Below are 14,684 nucleotides of genomic sequence, written 5' to 3'. Positions count from 1 at the left end.
GCGAGGCCCTTATGGCGGACGGCACCATCGATCCCACGCGGCCGGCCGGCCGAACGCCCGAGCCGTCATCCAGCGCGCCGGCGTCCGGCGCACCGGCCCGCGCGGGCGGAAGCGCGGACCCGATCGCCGCCGTCGCGATCCGGCTGGCGGCCGAGCCCGCCGCGGGCGACCGGCTGGTGCTGATGGGCGACGAGGGCCGGGCAAGCGCGCTCGCCGCCGCCCTCTCCGGCCTCGGGCCTGTCGGCGAGATCCTGCTCCTGCCACGCTGGGACGTGCCGCCTGGCGAGGCGGTGTCGCCGTCGCGCGCCGTCATGGGGCGGCGGGTGGCGGTGATCCGGCGGCTGGCGTCCGGGTCGCCTGAGCCGCGCCTCGTGGTCACCACCGCCGACGCGGCGCTGCAGCGGCTGCCGCCCGCCCGGCTTCTCGCCGAAACGGTCTTCCCGCTCTCGGTCGACGCGCCGCTTGATCTTGCCGCCTTCCGGCGTTTTCTCGTGCGCACCGGATGGGCCTTCGACGACCGGGTGGACGAGCCGGGCGAGGTGGCGATCCGCGGCCAGGTGATCGACGTCTATCCGGCCGACGCGGCGGCGCCGTTCCGGCTCGATCATGCGGACGGCCGGGTGACCGCCATTCACCGCTTCGACCCGCTCAGCCAGCGCACCACCACCAACGGCATCGCGTACGTGGACCTCTGGCCGACGTCGGAAGCCGTGGAGCCGGACGCGGAACCGGATCCTCAGTCGGGTGAACCGGGCACCGAACGCGAGCGGGATCTGGCGCTGGAGGCCGACCTGCCGGGGCTCTACGGCACGCTCGATGATTTGTTCGCGCTGATGGGAGACGCCGCGGTTCTCGTGGAGCCGGCCGCGCGCCGGCGGGCGGCGGCCATCCTCGACCAGGCGGCGGACGATCACCGCGCGCGCCGCATGCTCCTCGACCGGGCGACGGCGGAACGGGTGCTCGCCGCGGCAACGGATCTTGGCATCGGGGACACCGCACCCGTGCCGCTGTTCGCGGCAAGGCGTGGCGGCGCCGCGGCCTTTCGCACCCACGTTGACGCGGCGCTTCAGGCGGGCGACCGGGTGCTCATCGCCGCCGCCGACCCGCGCGACGGCACGGCGCTCGCAAGGCGTCTCGGCCGGACGCCGGAGCCGGTCGACGCGGCGGGCGATGCGCTCCGGGCGCCGGCGGGTTCGCTGCTGGGGATCGCGGCGGACCTGCCGACCGGCGTGCGTCTTGCCGGCGAGCGGCTTGTCGTCGTCACCGCCTCCGACGTGCTCGGGCGGCGCGCGCACCGCGCACCCGCCCATCAGACGGCCGCCGAGGCGCTGATGAGCGACGGCGGTCTGGCGGTCGGCGACGCGGTGATCCACGTGGACCACGGGCTCGGCATTCTCCGCGGCCTGGAGGCTGTCGCCGGCGAAGGGGGCGAGACCGTCCGGCTGGAGTATGCGGGCGGCGCGGTGCTGATGGTGCCGGTCGCCGAGATGGACCGGATCTGGCGCTATGGCGGCGACCCGGACGCCGTGACCCTCGACCGGCTCGACGGCGACGCCTGGCCGAAGCGCCGCGCGAAGGTGGAGGCTGCCCTCGGCGAGGCGGCGGCGCGGCTTGCGGCGGCGGCCCGGGAGCGGGCCGAGCGCGCGGCGCCGGCGATCCGCCCGCCGGCCGACCGGATGGAGCGCTTCGCCGCCGGCTTCGGCTATGCGGAGACGCCGGACCAGGGCCGGGCCATCGAGGCGGTGCTGGCCGATCTGGCCGCCGGGCGGCCGATGAACCGGCTCGTCTGCGGCGACGTCGGCTACGGCAAGACGGAGGTGGCGCTTAGGGCCATCGCGGCCGTGGCCCTCGCCGGCCACCAGGTGGCGCTGGTGGCGCCGACCACGGTGCTGGCGCGCCAGCACATGCAGACCGTGGCGGAGCGCTTCCGCGGCCTCGGCATCACGGTCGGGCACCTCTCCCGCTTCGTGCCGGAGAAGGAGCGCGCGGCCGTTCGCGCCGGACTTGCCGACGGGTCGGTCCGCGTCGTGGTCGGCACCCACGCGGTCGCCGCCAAGGGCGTCTCCATCCCGGACCTCGCCCTCCTGGTGATCGACGAGGAGCAGCGGTTCGGGGCCGCCCAGAAGGCGTCGCTTCGGGCGCTCGGCGCCGATGCGCACGTGCTCACCCTGACGGCGACGCCCATTCCGCGCACCCTGCAGGGCGCCCTTGCGGGCCTCAGCGACATCAGCGTGGTGGCGACGCCCCCGGCGCTCCGCCGGCCGATCGCCACCCGCGTGCTGCCGTGGAGCGACGAAGCGGCCGCCCAGGCGCTTCGCGCCGAAGCGCGCCGCCGGGGGCAGAGCTTCGTCGTCTGCCCGCGCATCGAGGATCTGGACGCCATGGCGGCGCGGCTCGCCGCGATCGCGCCGGACCTTGCCGTCGCCGTCCTCCACGCCCGCCTGCCGGCCGACGTGATCGACCGGACGCTGCTCGCCTTCGGGCGCGGCGAGGGCGACGTGCTCCTCGCCACGTCCATCGTGGAGAGCGGGCTCGACATGCCGCGGGTGAACACCATGCTGCTCTGGCACGCGGACCGCTTCGGCCTTGCCCAGCTGCACCAGCTGCGCGGGCGCGTGGGACGCGGCACCCGGCGCGGCGTGGCGCTGCTCTTCACCGACCCGGACGCGCCGCCCGCCGAGGCGACGGCCAAGCGGCTGGCGACCCTGGTGGCGCTCGACCAGCTGGGGGCGGGCTTCGCGATCGCGGCGTCCGACCTCGACCAGCGCGGCGCCGGCGACCTCTTCGGCGAGGACCAGACCGGCCATGTGAAGCTGATCGGCGCCGGTCTCTACCGGCACATGCTGGAGCGGGCGCTTCTGCGGGAAGCCGGCACGGCGGTGGACGAGACGCCGCCGCCGGAGATCCGGGGCGTCGACCTCGGCCGCATTCCGCCGGACTTCGTGCCGGAGCCGGACGTGCGCCTGGACCTCTACGCTCGGGCCTATCGGCTTGGCGATCCGGACGGCGTGGAGGCGTTCGCCGAGGAGATGAAGGACCGCTTCGGCGCGCCGCCGCCGCCGGTGCAGGCCTTCCTCGCCGTGCTGCGGCTGCGCGTGGTCGCGCGCGCCCTCGGCATCCGGCGCGTCGACCTCGGCCCGCAGGCGCTCGCCTGCACGCTGGGGGACGCCGAGGCGGCGACCGCGCTTGCGGCCGATCTCGACGAACCGCTCGTCGCGGCGAAAGACGACCGGGTGCTCGTCCGGATCGCCATCGAGGAGGAAAGCGCCCGAATCGCCACGCTGGCAGAGCGGTTGGAGGCTGTCGGATGAGTCTCGAGGGTCATCCACGAAGGGCCCGGACAGGGCGCCATGAGAAAGGGCGGCGCCCGCGAAGGCGCCGCCCTTGATCTGTCGCGAGAGGGTCGGGCGCAAGGCCCGCCCGGTTCAGGACGGTGTACGGTCGGTGCGGGCAGGGCCGCGGGTCGTGTCCGTGACGGCGTTCGGCGCCGTGGTGCCGATCGCCGGCTTCACGTACGGGCTGTCCTTGTCGCTGGCCGGCCCGCCGGCGGTGCCGGCCGCCTTCGGCGTGGTGCCGATGCCGGTGGTGCCGGTGCCGAGGCTCGCGCCGACCGACGGGCCGCCGGTGACGGTCTGGCCCGAGGCGGTCTGAACGCCGCGGGTCGGCGTGGCCGACGCCTGCGACCCGGTGGTGCCTGTGGTGGTCCCGGTGGTGGTTCCGCGCTGGCCGGCGGTCTGGCCGGCGGATCCGGACGACGGAGAGCCGGACCCCGTGTGCGCGCCGGAACCGGCGACCTCGTCCTTCAGGCCGTCCGTCCTCGCCTTCACCGTCCCGGCGACCGCCGAGGCGGCGTCGGTCAGGGTCTCACGGTTGATGCCCTTCTCGTTCAGCGTCTCGGCCACGTCGTCGAAGGTCTCCTTCGCGGCGGTCGTGGCCTGCTCCTGGTAGTCGCGGGCGGCGGCCCAGCCTTGCGCCTTCATGCGATCGGCGGTGTCGCCCATCATCCGGTCTTCCGTCCGGGTGGAGGGCAGGATGGCGCCGAGCGCCGCGCCGACCGCAAGGCCGATCGCGCCGAGCACCAGCGGCTGGTCCTCGATCAGGCGGCCGAAGGACTGGCGGGCCTGGGCGCCGTACTCCGACGCATGACTGCCAAACGCCTGGGCCTGGCCGCCGGCCGAGGCGGCGGCGTCGCGGATGCTGGCCCCGAGGTGGGACGCGCCGGAGGCGACCCCGCCGGCGGCCGCCGACACCCGGTCGGAGGCGGCGCCATAGGCCGAGGAGGCCCGATCGGATGCCGCCGAATAGGCGGACGACACCCGCTCGCCGGCACCGCTGGCGACCGACGAGGCCCGCGCACTGGCATTGCCGTAGGCGTTGGACGCCGACGTGCCGAGGCCGCTTGCCGCATGGCCCATGCGGCTGCCCATGCCTTCGCGGGGCGAGCCGGCCACGTCGACGCCGCCGGACGGGCCATAGCCCTCCGGACCGTCGCCGACATCATGGCTGGCGCCCATGCCGCGCAGCGACGGGCCGCGCGAGACGCCGAACCGGTCCGCTGTCATCAGCCAGCTGATGCCGGCGCCGATGAGGAGGATCGGAAGCGGGTTGTCGCGCACCTGCCGGCCGAGGTTCTTGGCGAACATGCCGCCGCCGGAGTCCTTGCTGTAGTCGAGCACCTGGTCGAGGATCTGGCCCGGGGACATGCGCTCGCGGATCTGGTCGAGGGTGAGCGAAAGGCGCGCCCGCGCCTCTTCCACTTCCGATTCGATCCGATCCGGATCCTGCGACTCGTGGCCGTTGCCGTTGCTGTAGGTCGTGCTCATCGGGTCTTCTCCTTCACGACGGCCGCGTCGCGCTGCAGTTGCTCGGTCGTCCGGTTTGGGGCGAGATTGGCGGCACTGACCGCGTTGGTGCCCTTCTTCAGAAGGACGGCGCCGATGATGGCGACGATGATGCCGACGATCAGCGCGCCGAAGCGCGGCGGCACGTCGAGGTAGTCGAGCCAGTAGACGGCCGCCTGCAACAGGATGACGAGGGCCGCCACCATGAAGACGGCACCGATGGCGACGCTGGAGACGGCGCTGCCGACCTGGCCGACCTTCTCGGAGACCTCGGCCTTGGCGAGCTGGACTTCCTTGCGGAAGAGGGTGGAGGTCTGGTCGACGAGATCGCCGAACAGATCGAATACGGAGCGTTGGGTGTCCATGGGATGTCTCCGTCAGCGGATCGGGCGATCGGGGGTGGCGCCGGGCGTGCCGGTGGCCGTGGACGGGCCGCCGTCACCGACCGAGGTGGCGCTGTCGGTCCGGCCGAGGGTGCTCGTCCCGGCGGGCTTCGGCGTCTCGCCGGGGCCGGCGGTGTGGAGACCGGCGGACCGGATCGGGTCCGGCACGGGGCTGGCCGACTCCGGCGCCGAGAAGCCGGGCGAGGTGCGGCTGCCGGCGCCAAGGCCGCTCGCCGTACCGGTGCGGGCGGTGCCGCCCGTCGGCGAACCGAAATTGCTGCTGCGGCCGGGCTCGTAGCCGCTGCCGGTCCCGTAGACCGAGCGGCCGGATCCGTAGCCGGACCGGTCGTCGTACCGGGTGTCCTGCCGGTCGAAGCCGCGCTCGTCGGCGTGGCTGCCATGGCTGTGTCGCGCCGAGCTGCCGAGGAAGCGGGCGGCGGCGAAGCCGGCCACGAGGGCGACGCCGAAGAAGGCGACCGGCTCGCGCCGGGCGAAGCGATCGACGCTGCGGATGAGATCGCCGGTGCTGCGGTCGCGGATCGCGTCCGACACCTCGTCCACCATGGAGGCGGCGTCACGGGCGTAGCGGGCGAACGCCGGGTTGCTCTCGTCGAGGCTTTCGGCGGCCGAGCGGGCGGCGTCCGCCACGTTGTGGATGGTCTCCGCGCCGGTCTGCCGGCCACGGTCCGCCTCGTCGCGCAGCCGTGCCTTCACGCTCTCGGCCAGCCCTTCGGCCTCCTGGCGCGCGCTTTCGCCCGCATGCTTCAAGGTGTCGGCGGCGGCGTGCGCGTCCGCGCCGACCTGAGAGGACGGCCGGGTGGACGGATTGGGATCCGTCGCCCGCTGGGTGGTCTGGGACGAACCGGGCCCGGTGCCGGGTGTCGATGTCGTGCTCATTGGGAAGCTCCTCGTCCGGAGTGCGGGGCCGTGTCGCGGCCGTCTCGCACGGGATCGAATAGCCAACCGGGTATCGGCACGGTTGTTCCCGCAAAGACGTCCGCACGCTCCAGAAAGGCCGGAATTCTGCCGGATCAGCGTGGCCGCGGGCGTGGCCGGAGAGGTGCGGGCAAGCGGCAGGCGCGGCGCATTCGCCGTTCGGACAACGCCGCCGACGGGCATGGAGTCGCCGCCCGCCAAGCATCGCCGCGGCGCCCGCCAGCGGGACCGCGCGGGCAAAAAAAAAGGCCGCTTGCGCGGCCTGAAGTCTTAGGGAGGAAACGCCCAAGGAGGGCATGCGACAGGAGAACCCGTCGCGAGTTCGAATATCGCGCGATTGGACGCGTTTTGCAACGCAGCAAGAATGCATGGCGGTTATGCAGGAACGGCATGGTCCAACACGAGACGAACACGCGAAAGCGGCATGATGCGGCCTCTTGTCCCGCAAGCCGGCTCTGCAGTCCAAGGTCCCGCACCGCACAATCGGCGGGCGCGCGGGCGGCATTTCACCGAAAACCGAGGCTCCATACGAACTTGCACCGGCCGGCGCGGCAACAGGGCGGATCGGGTTCGTGCCTCCCGGCTTCCCGTGGACGGGCGAAGGGTAGTAGGAGTGCGGCCGACTGTCGCCGCGGAACGGGCTGGACCTGATGTCACTCCTGAAGAACTTCGCCACCGTCGGAATGGCGACCATGACGAGCCGGGTGCTCGGCTTCATCCGCGACGTGTTCATGGCCTCCATGCTGGGCGCCGGACCGATCGCCGACACCTTCTTCGTCGCCTTCCGTCTTCCGAATCTCTTCCGCCGCCTGTTCGCCGAGGGCGCCTTCTCGGCCGCCTTCGTGCCGCTGTTCGGCCGGGCGCTGGCGGAGGAGGGGCCGCCGGGCGCGCGCCGCCTGGCGGAGGACATTCTGGCGGTCCTCCTCGTCGCCCTGGTGGCGATCACGATCGTCGCCGAACTGGCGGCGCCGCTGCTCGTCGGCGTGCTCGCCCCGGGCTTTGCGTCCGATCCGGAGAAGTTCTCCGACGCGGAACTGATGACCCGCATCATGTTCCCCTATCTCGCCTGCATGTCGCTGACCGCCATGGCGGCCGGCATGCTGCAGTCGTTCGGCCGGTTCGCCGTGGCGGCCTTCGCGCCGTCTCTTCTCAACGTGGTGCTGGTGGCGGCGCTCGGCCTGATCTGGCGGCAGGGCTGGGCCGGCACGGCGACCGCGGCCTACACCCTTTCCTGGGCGGTGTTCATCGCCGGATTCGCCCAGCTGGCGGCCGTGGCCGGCAGCCTGTGGTTCATCGGCTTTCCGGTGTCGCTGCGTCGGCCGAAGATGACGGCGAACGTGCGCCGGCTGGTGACGCTCGGCATTCCGGGGGTGATCTCCGGGGGCATCACCCAGTTCAACATCGTCATCGGCACGGCCATCGCGTCCTTCATCCCCAACGCGGTGTCGTGGCTCAACTATGCCGACCGGATCTACCAGCTGCCGCTCGGGGTGATCGGCGTCGCGGTCGGCGTGGTGCTTCTGCCGGAGCTCACCCGCCGGCTCCGCTCCGGCGAGGCGGCGAGCGCGCTCCACACCCAGAACCGGTCGCTGGAATTCGCCATGGCGCTGACCCTGCCGGCAGCGGTGGCCCTGGTGGCGATTCCCCACGCGATCATGCAGGTGTTGTTCGAGCGCGGCGCCTTCACGGCCGCCGACACGGACGCCACCGCCGCCGCCGTCGCGGCCTTCGCGCTGGGCCTGCCGGCCTTCGTCGCCATCAAGGTGTTCCAGCCGAGCTATTTCGCGCGCGAGGACACCCGCACGCCCACCATCCAGGGCTTCTGGTCCATGGGCGTGAACGTGGCCGGATCGCTCGCCATGGTGCCTTTCCTCGGGCACACCGGCATCGCGCTCGCCACCAGCCTCGCAGCCTGGGTGAACGCCGTCATGCTGCTGACGACGCTCGTGCGCCGCGGGCACTTCGTGTCCGACGGGCTGCTCGTCCGCCGCCTGGTGCTGCTGGCTCTCGCCAGCCTCGCCATGGGGGCGGCGCTCGTCGGCGGCGAGCGGCTCGTCGCCGACCGACTCGCCGACCGGTCGGAGTGGGTCTCGGGTCTCGCGCTCCTGGCGCTCTGCGCCGGCGGGATGGGCGTCTACGCGCTCGCCGTGGTGGCGACGGGGGCGGCCGACGTCCGGCGCTACGGCCGCGCGCTCCTGGAGCGGCGGAAGGCGCGGCGGTCCGCCGCCAAGGCGCCCGCCGGGGACGCGACGCCGGAGGCTTGAGTTGAGCGGCGCACTCGCGCATAAGGGCGCGCCCGTTCCTTCCTCCAGGCCCTTCTCGGATCCCGCGCGATGGCGTTCAAGCCTCTGGTCTTTTCCGGCGTCCAGCCGACCGGCAACCTGCATCTCGGCAACTATCTCGGCGCCATCAAACGCTTCGTGGAGATGCAGAAGACCCACGACTGCATCTATTGCGTGGTCGACCTCCACGCCGTGACGGTCTGGCAGGACCCGGCCGAGCTGAAGACGCAGATCCGGGAGGTGACCGCCGCCTTCCTGGCCGCCGGCATCGACCCGGCCGCCCACATCGTCTTCAACCAGTCGCAAGTGGCCGAGCACGCGGAACTCGCCTGGGTGTTCAACTGCGTCGCCCGCATGGGCTGGCTCAACCGCATGACCCAGTTCAAGGAGAAGGCCGGCAAGGACCGGGAGAACGCCTCCGTCGGCCTCTTCGCCTACCCGACCCTGATGGCGGCGGACATCCTGGTCTACCGGGCCACCCACGTGCCCGTCGGCGAGGACCAGAAGCAGCATCTGGAACTGGCCCGCGACATCGCCGGCAAGTTCAACACCGACTTCGCCGCGTCGATCGCCGCCAACGGCCACGACCCGGAGGACGGCTTCTTTCCCCAGCCCGAGCCGCTGACCCAGGGTCCGGCGCCGCGGGTGATGAGCCTTCGCGACGGCACCAAGAAGATGTCGAAGTCCGACCCGTCGGACTATTCGCGCATCGCCCTTGCCGACGACGCCGACACCATCGCCCAGAAGATCCGCAAGGCCCGCACCGACCCGGACGCCCTGCCGTCGGAGCTTGAAGGCCTGAAAGGCCGCGCCGAGGCGGAGAACCTCGTCACCATCTTCGCCGCGCTGGCCGACCGCACCAAGGAGGACGTTCTGCGCGAATACGGCGGGGCGCAGTTCTCCACCTTCAAGCCGGCCCTCGCCGACCTCGCGGTCGCCACCCTGTCGCCGGTGACGGGCCGCATGCGCGACCTGATGGCCGACCCGGCCCACATCGACAGCGTGCTGAAGGACGGCGGCGCGCGCGCCTCCGCCATCGCCCGCCCGGTGATGGACGCGGTGAAGGACATCGTGGGCTTCCTGCGGTGAGGGCGGATCGGCCAGGGCGCTTGCCTACTATGTAAGCCGAGTATCACACGAGATGACCTCGTCTGGTTGTGTGTTAGGCTCCGCGCGGCACCGCTTCGGGGGAGAGGTCATGCGAACGGACTATCGGGAGTGGCTGGTCGGCCAAGAGTATGCGGAAAACACGATTGCAGCGCAGATGCACCGCGTACAAAAAGTTGAACAAGCCTACGGGGATCTCGAACAGGCTCTAGCTCAAGGCCTTTTCGACGTTATCGTTCAGGACCTTACTTATTCTACGCAAGACGAAAAGTTCAATAGGCCAAACCCATCGAAAATGTCTTTCGACGGAAACATTAGAAAAAACCTGCAATCGTACAAGAATGCGGCGCTGCTCTATCGGAAATATTTGCTCGATATTGGCGATCTCGGGCTCCAATCGACTGTGGACACGCCTTTGAAGGTTGTCAATGTCGTACAGAAAGAGGCTTCTCTGGAGAAGCAACATCTGTCGCTCGAAAGAGATATGCAGGCCGCGCTCAGAAAGGACATCCTCCGTCTCCAGCCTGATTTGACGATTATCGATGACGGCGTCGAGCGTGGCGTTGCGTCCGGGTTTATCGATATTCTCTGTCGCGACGGTGCCGGCAGGCTTGTTGTGATCGAATTGAAGGCTGGCAAGACGGACGCTCGAGTTCTGGGACAGATACTCGGTTACATGGGTGACATCATGAGCGAAGAGCAGTCACCCGACGTTCTCGGAATCATTGTGGCATCCGACTTCGATCAGCGAACCTTGTCGGCTGTGCGCGTGCTGCCGAATGTTAAGCTTTGCCGCTATTCGATACGGTTCGACTTCGACGTTGTTGTTATACCTTGACCGACTTGCCTATGAGCGGCTTCGCCCGATAAAGTGGTGCCATGGTTTCCAAACGTCTCGCCCGCGAGGAAGGGCATCGCCGCAAGTTCCTGGCCATCGTGGACGAGACGCCCGAGTGCGAGCGGGCGGTCGTCTACGCGGCGTCGCGAGCGGCGCGCACCGGCGGCGTGCTGGTGCTGCTCTACGTGATCCAGCCGGGCAACTTCCAGCACTGGCGCGGGGTGGAGAGCATCATGCGCGCCGAGGCCATGGACGAGGCGGAGGCGCGGCTCGCCGACTATGCCGAGAAGGTGCGCGTGCTGGCGGCGATCGACCCGGAACTGGTGATCCGAGAGGGCAAGTCGAGCGACGCGATCAACGCCCTGATCGAGGAGGACCAGGACATCGCCATCCTGGTGCTGGCGGCCTCCAGCGGCGCGGAGGGGCCTGGACCGCTCGTCTCGTCCATCGCCTCCAAGACCTCCGGCGGGTTCGCCATTCCGGTCACCATCGTGCCGGCGGGCCTTTCCGACGAGGACATCACAGCGGTGGCCTGAGAGGCCCGTCGGGGTCGGCCCTTCGGTCGATCCTGAGGCGCTGGCCGCTTCCTCGCCGCCTCGTCGCCGACTTGCCGCTTGAACGGCGCCGGGGAGTCGCTACATTCGGTTTAGAACAATTCCAGGGTCTGGCGGCGCGCCGGGTCCTGCCGCGTCCGGCCCGCACGGCGGACGGTCGTCCCAACGGAGAAGACCCATGTTCATCCAGACCGAAGCGACGCCCAACCCCGCGACGCTGAAGTTCCTGCCCGGCCGCGTGGTCCTCGACGGCGACCCGCGCGAGTTCCGCACCCCGGACGAGGCGGAGGAATCGCCCCTTGCGTCGGCCCTCTTCCAGGTGCCGGGCGTGACCGCCGTCTTCTTCGGCTACGACTTCATCACCGTCACCAAGGCGGATTCGGAGTGGCCGCGCCTGAAGCCGGCCGTGCTCGGCGCCATCATGGAGCACTTCGTCTCCGGCGCGCCGATCCTGTTGGAGAGCGACGAGGCCGAGGTCCCCGGACCGGAGGATTTCGATCCGGCGGACGCCGAGACGGTGGAGACCATCAAGGAACTCCTGGAGACGCGCGTGCGCCCGGCCGTGGCGGCCGACGGCGGCGACATCACCTTCCGGTCGTTCCGCGACGGCATCGTCTATCTCAACATGCGCGGCTCCTGCGCCGGCTGCCCGTCGTCCACCGCGACCCTCAGGCACGGCATCCAGAACCTTCTGAAGCATTTCCTGCCGGACGTGGCCGAGGTGCGGGCCGTCTCCTGACCCTCGTCCGAGAACCCGTTCCGCCGTTCAAAGAGCCGCGTCCGCCTCCGGATGCGGCTCTTTCAATGAAGCCCACGGGTCGATTGTTCGACAATCGTGAACGGTTTGTCGAAGCATCGGGGTATTTATCCGTTTCCAGTAGGGCTTATGTACAGCTCCGAAAGGCCCGCCGGTCCGGCGGGTCCGGGTGATCCCGCACCGGAGCCTTTGCCTCATGGATGCCGCCGTTCAGAAAACCCTCCTGCCGCTTGATGACGCCGGTCTCGACCTGATCTTTCGGGAGGCCCGCACCTTCAACGCCTTCACGGACACGCCCGTCGCCGACGAGACCCTGACGGAGGCGGTTCGCCTTGCCGAACTCGGCCCCACCGGCGTCAACGCCGTTCCGGGCCGGTTCCTCTTTCTGCGTTCGCCGGAAGCCAAGGCGCGGCTGCTGCCGGCACTGTCGGAGGGCAACAAGGAGAAGACGGCCAAAGCCCCGGTGACGGTCATCGTCGCCCACGACATCGCCTTCACCGAGACGCTGGCCACGACCTTCCCGCACGCCCCCGGCGCCAAGGACTGGTTCCAGGGCCAGGCGGCGGTGGACTACGCGGCCTACAACGCCACGCTCCAGGCAGCCTATCTGATCGTCGCCCTCCGCGCGCTCGGCCTCGACACGGGCCCGATGGGCGGGTTCGACAAGGGCGCGGTGGACGCCGCCTTCTTCGAGGGCACGACCTGGCGGTCCAACCTCCTCGTCAACGTCGGCTATGGCGACCGCAGCGCGCTTCGCCCGCGCGGCCCGCGCCTCGGCGTCGAGGCGATCACGCGCTTCCTTTGACGCGCCCGGCGCTTGGGCCTGCCTCCGGCGCCGGCCTCCTGCGAAGGTGGCCTATCGCTGCGGATCGCGCCCGCCTATGCTTTCCCGGCTGCCGTCCTCCGACGGCGGCCGGCTGCTTTCTGGGCGACGCCTGCGATGACCCGTTTCCTGATCGTCGACGACCACCCGCTCTTTCGCGAGGCGCTGCAGAGCGTCATCGGCCGGGACTGGCCGGACGCGGAGATCCGCGAGGCGGACAGCATCCAAGCCGCGGAGGACCTGCTCGGCGCGGGGCTCTCCGTCGACCTCGCGCTGCTCGACCTCTCCATGCCGGACGTCGCCGGCTTCGACGGTCTTCTCCGCCTGCGGACCGCCTATCCGCGCTTGCCCATCGTGGTGGTGTCCGGCCTTGAGGACGCCCGCATCGTGCGCGAGGCGCTTTCCTACGGGGTCGCGGGCTTCATTCCGAAGTCGGTGCGCCGGGACGAACTCGGCCGGGCCATCGGCGAGGTGATGATGGGCTCCGTCTACGTGCCGGCCGGCCTGGAGCCCGCCGGCGAGGCCACCGACCCGTCCCGCGCCGACCGGATCCAGAAGCTGAAGACGCTGACGCCGCAGCAGATCCGCGTCCTGAAGATGCTGCGCCAGGGCCTCCTCAACAAGCAGATCGCCTTCGAGCTCAACGTGGGCGAGACCACCGTGAAGGCGCATGTGTCGGAGATCCTGCGCAAGCTCGGCGTCTACAGCCGCACCCAGGCGGTGATCGAGGCGTCCAAGATCGATTTCGACCAGGTGCTCGCCGACCAGGAGGGGTGAAGCCCCCGGCGGCGTCCTCGGCTCAACCCAAGAGATGCGCCATCAGGGCACGCAGCTCGGCGGGCTTCACGGGTTTCTGCATCAGCTCGCAACCGGCGGCGCGCACCAGGGCGGCGACGTCGGGGCTGGCGTTGGCGGTGATCACCACGGCCGGCACCGGATGGGAGAGCACCCGGCGGATCCGGTCGACGGCCTCCAGGCCGGTCTCGCCCTGGTCCAGATGGTAGTCGGCCAGGATGAGGTCGGGTGGGCCGCCGCCGACCACGGAGGCGACCGCTTCGGCCACGGTACACGCGGTGGAGACGCGGCAGCTCCAGCGGACGAGGAGCGCCGCCGTCGCCAGTCGCACGGCCTCGTCGTTCTCCACCACCATCACCTTGGCGTCGGCAAGTCCGAACGTCTTCAGCGCCGCCCGGGTGGCGCGCGCCGGCGGTCCCCGATCGGCAGCGCCGGCCAGGGGCACGGTGACGGTGAAGGCCGTCCCGCGCCCCTCCCTGGAGCGGAACGAGAGACGGTGGTCGAGGGCCTGCACCATGCGCCGCACGATGGCGAGACCAAGGCCGAGGCCCGCCCCGCCGTCGCCCTTCGGCATGCGGCCCCGGTGGAACTCCTCGAAGATCACCTCGTGCTCGCCGGGCGGGATGCCGACGCCGGTGTCCGCCACGGTGATGCGCGCGAACGCGCCCGGACCCGGGCGCACGCCCACCAGCACGCCGCCCGACGGCGTGTAGCGAACGGCGTTGGAGATGAGGTTCTGCAGCACGCGGCGGATGAGAAGCGGGTCGGTCCGCACCACCGCGTGGGTCGGGCGCACCCGGAAATCCAGCCCCTTCTTGGCGACGATCGGCGCGAAGTCGGAGGCGAGCGCCGACAGCACTTCCTCCAGGTGCACGGTCTTGATCTCGGCCTTCAGCACGCCCGCGTCGAGCTGGGAGATGTCGAGGAGCGTGGTCAGGAGATCCTCGATGGAGGAGAGCGCCCGGTCCACCTGGCCGGCGAGACGGCTGCCCTCCTCGGAGGTCTGCACCTCGGCGAGCGCCGAGACCGAGAGACGGGCGGCGTTGAGCGGCTGCAGGAGGTCGTGCCCGGCGGCGGCGAGAAAGCGCGTCTTGTAGAGGTTGGCCTGCTCGGCCTGCTCCTTGGCGCGCCGCAGCGCCTCGTTGGATTGCTCCAGGCGGCGCAGCACGGCGGTGAGCTCCTCGGTCCGCGCCCGCACCTGGCGTTCCAGGTTGATGGCGGTCTGGAACAGCGAGTAGGCGTTGCCGTGGGCGTCGGTGGAGCGCTCCACCCGATCCATCAGGGCGGCGTTGATCCGCTCCAGCCGGCGGATCCGCTCGCGGAGCGCCGCTTCGCCGTCGTCCACCTCCGTCACCGCCGCAAGGGCCG

Annotated in this window: 12 protein-coding genes; 8 read left to right on the top strand and 4 right to left on the bottom strand. The window is 70.8% G+C overall.

The window, feature by feature from the left end:
* Window positions 1-11: 11 nt before the first annotated feature.
* A complete protein-coding gene (locus BUQ68_RS15365) occupies window positions 12-3,311 on the top strand; it encodes a DEAD/DEAH box helicase (protein ID WP_075216876.1) in 3,300 nt (1,099 codons plus the stop codon).
* A gap of 114 nt (window positions 3,312-3,425) precedes the next feature.
* Here BUQ68_RS15365 and BUQ68_RS15360 read toward each other — a convergent pair whose 3' ends face one another.
* The 3 genes from BUQ68_RS15360 to BUQ68_RS15350 are packed head-to-tail and all read right to left on the bottom strand — an operon-like array spanning window position 3,426 to window position 6,121.
* Complete coding sequence (locus BUQ68_RS15360) at window positions 3,426-4,823, bottom strand: DUF3618 domain-containing protein (protein WP_075216875.1); 1,398 nt, start codon at window positions 4,821-4,823, stop codon at window positions 3,426-3,428.
* The gene (locus tag BUQ68_RS15355; protein WP_075216874.1) at window positions 4,820-5,206 is read right to left on the bottom strand and encodes a phage holin family protein; all 387 of its coding nucleotides are present in this window, start codon (window positions 5,204-5,206) and stop codon (window positions 4,820-4,822) included. The genes BUQ68_RS15360 and BUQ68_RS15355 overlap by 4 nt, the downstream gene beginning before the upstream one ends.
* A gap of 12 nt (window positions 5,207-5,218) precedes the next feature.
* Entirely contained in the window at window positions 5,219-6,121 is a 903-nt protein-coding gene (locus tag BUQ68_RS15350; protein ID WP_075216873.1) for a hypothetical protein, read from the bottom strand.
* A 689-nt stretch (window positions 6,122-6,810) separates the two neighbouring features.
* On the opposite strand from BUQ68_RS15350, the gene murJ reads away from it, so the two are divergent.
* The 7 genes from murJ (at window position 6,811) to BUQ68_RS15315 (ending at window position 13,298) form a co-directional block, all read left to right on the top strand.
* The gene (gene murJ / locus BUQ68_RS15345) at window positions 6,811-8,424 is read left to right on the top strand and encodes a murein biosynthesis integral membrane protein MurJ (RefSeq protein WP_075216872.1); all 1,614 of its coding nucleotides are present in this window, start codon (window positions 6,811-6,813) and stop codon (window positions 8,422-8,424) included.
* Window positions 8,425-8,493: 69 nt separating this feature from the next.
* The gene (trpS, locus tag BUQ68_RS15340; RefSeq protein WP_075216871.1) at window positions 8,494-9,531 is read left to right on the top strand and encodes a tryptophan--tRNA ligase; all 1,038 of its coding nucleotides are present in this window, start codon (window positions 8,494-8,496) and stop codon (window positions 9,529-9,531) included.
* A gap of 109 nt (window positions 9,532-9,640) precedes the next feature.
* The gene (locus BUQ68_RS15335) at window positions 9,641-10,387 is read left to right on the top strand and encodes an endonuclease NucS domain-containing protein (protein ID WP_075216870.1); all 747 of its coding nucleotides are present in this window, start codon (window positions 9,641-9,643) and stop codon (window positions 10,385-10,387) included.
* 41 nt (window positions 10,388-10,428) lie between these two features.
* Entirely contained in the window at window positions 10,429-10,923 is a 495-nt protein-coding gene (locus BUQ68_RS15330) for a universal stress protein (protein ID WP_075216869.1), read from the top strand.
* 196 nt (window positions 10,924-11,119) lie between these two features.
* Window positions 11,120-11,680 (top strand): NifU family protein, encoded by a 561-nt coding sequence (locus BUQ68_RS15325; protein ID WP_075216868.1) that lies wholly within the window; start codon window positions 11,120-11,122, stop codon window positions 11,678-11,680.
* A 214-nt stretch (window positions 11,681-11,894) separates the two neighbouring features.
* Entirely contained in the window at window positions 11,895-12,503 is a 609-nt protein-coding gene (locus tag BUQ68_RS15320) for a malonic semialdehyde reductase (RefSeq protein WP_075216867.1), read from the top strand.
* Window positions 12,504-12,638: 135 nt separating this feature from the next.
* Complete coding sequence (locus tag BUQ68_RS15315; protein ID WP_075216866.1) at window positions 12,639-13,298, top strand: response regulator; 660 nt, start codon at window positions 12,639-12,641, stop codon at window positions 13,296-13,298.
* 22 nt (window positions 13,299-13,320) lie between these two features.
* Here the strand turns inward: BUQ68_RS15315 and BUQ68_RS15310 are convergent, their stop codons facing one another.
* Window positions 13,321-14,595, bottom strand: coding sequence for a hybrid sensor histidine kinase/response regulator (locus tag BUQ68_RS15310; RefSeq protein ID WP_245293277.1), 1,275 nt, complete (start codon window positions 14,593-14,595; stop codon window positions 13,321-13,323).
* Between the last annotated feature and the right edge of the window lie 89 nt (window positions 14,596-14,684).

The sequence above is a fragment of the Mongoliimonas terrestris genome (assembly GCF_001927285.1).
GTDB lineage: Bacteria > Pseudomonadota > Alphaproteobacteria > Rhizobiales > Pleomorphomonadaceae > Chthonobacter > Chthonobacter terrestris.
This window is presented reverse-complemented; position numbering and strand designations above follow the sequence as displayed.

Bases quoted from the DNA above. Each gene is read 5' to 3' on its own strand.
- BUQ68_RS15315 (WP_075216866.1), top strand. From the start codon at position 12,639: ATGACCCGTTTCCTGATCGTCGACGACCACCCGCTCTTTCGCGAGGCG.
- BUQ68_RS15335 (WP_075216870.1), top strand. From the start codon at position 9,641: ATGCGAACGGACTATCGGGAGTGGCTGGTCGGCCAAGAGTATGCGGAA.
- trpS (WP_075216871.1), top strand. From the start codon at position 8,494: ATGGCGTTCAAGCCTCTGGTCTTTTCCGGCGTCCAGCCGACCGGCAAC.
- BUQ68_RS15310 (WP_245293277.1), bottom strand. From the start codon at position 14,595: ATGGATCGGGTGGAGCGCTCCACCGACGCCCACGGCAACGCCTACTCG.
- BUQ68_RS15350 (WP_075216873.1), bottom strand. From the start codon at position 6,121: ATGAGCACGACATCGACACCCGGCACCGGGCCCGGTTCGTCCCAGACC.
- BUQ68_RS15330 (WP_075216869.1), top strand. From the start codon at position 10,429: ATGGTTTCCAAACGTCTCGCCCGCGAGGAAGGGCATCGCCGCAAGTTC.
- murJ (WP_075216872.1), top strand. From the start codon at position 6,811: ATGTCACTCCTGAAGAACTTCGCCACCGTCGGAATGGCGACCATGACG.
- BUQ68_RS15320 (WP_075216867.1), top strand. From the start codon at position 11,895: ATGGATGCCGCCGTTCAGAAAACCCTCCTGCCGCTTGATGACGCCGGT.
- BUQ68_RS15355 (WP_075216874.1), bottom strand. From the start codon at position 5,206: ATGGACACCCAACGCTCCGTATTCGATCTGTTCGGCGATCTCGTCGAC.
- BUQ68_RS15365 (WP_075216876.1), top strand. From the start codon at position 12: ATGGCGGACGGCACCATCGATCCCACGCGGCCGGCCGGCCGAACGCCC.
- BUQ68_RS15360 (WP_075216875.1), bottom strand. From the start codon at position 4,823: ATGAGCACGACCTACAGCAACGGCAACGGCCACGAGTCGCAGGATCCG.
- BUQ68_RS15325 (WP_075216868.1), top strand. From the start codon at position 11,120: ATGTTCATCCAGACCGAAGCGACGCCCAACCCCGCGACGCTGAAGTTC.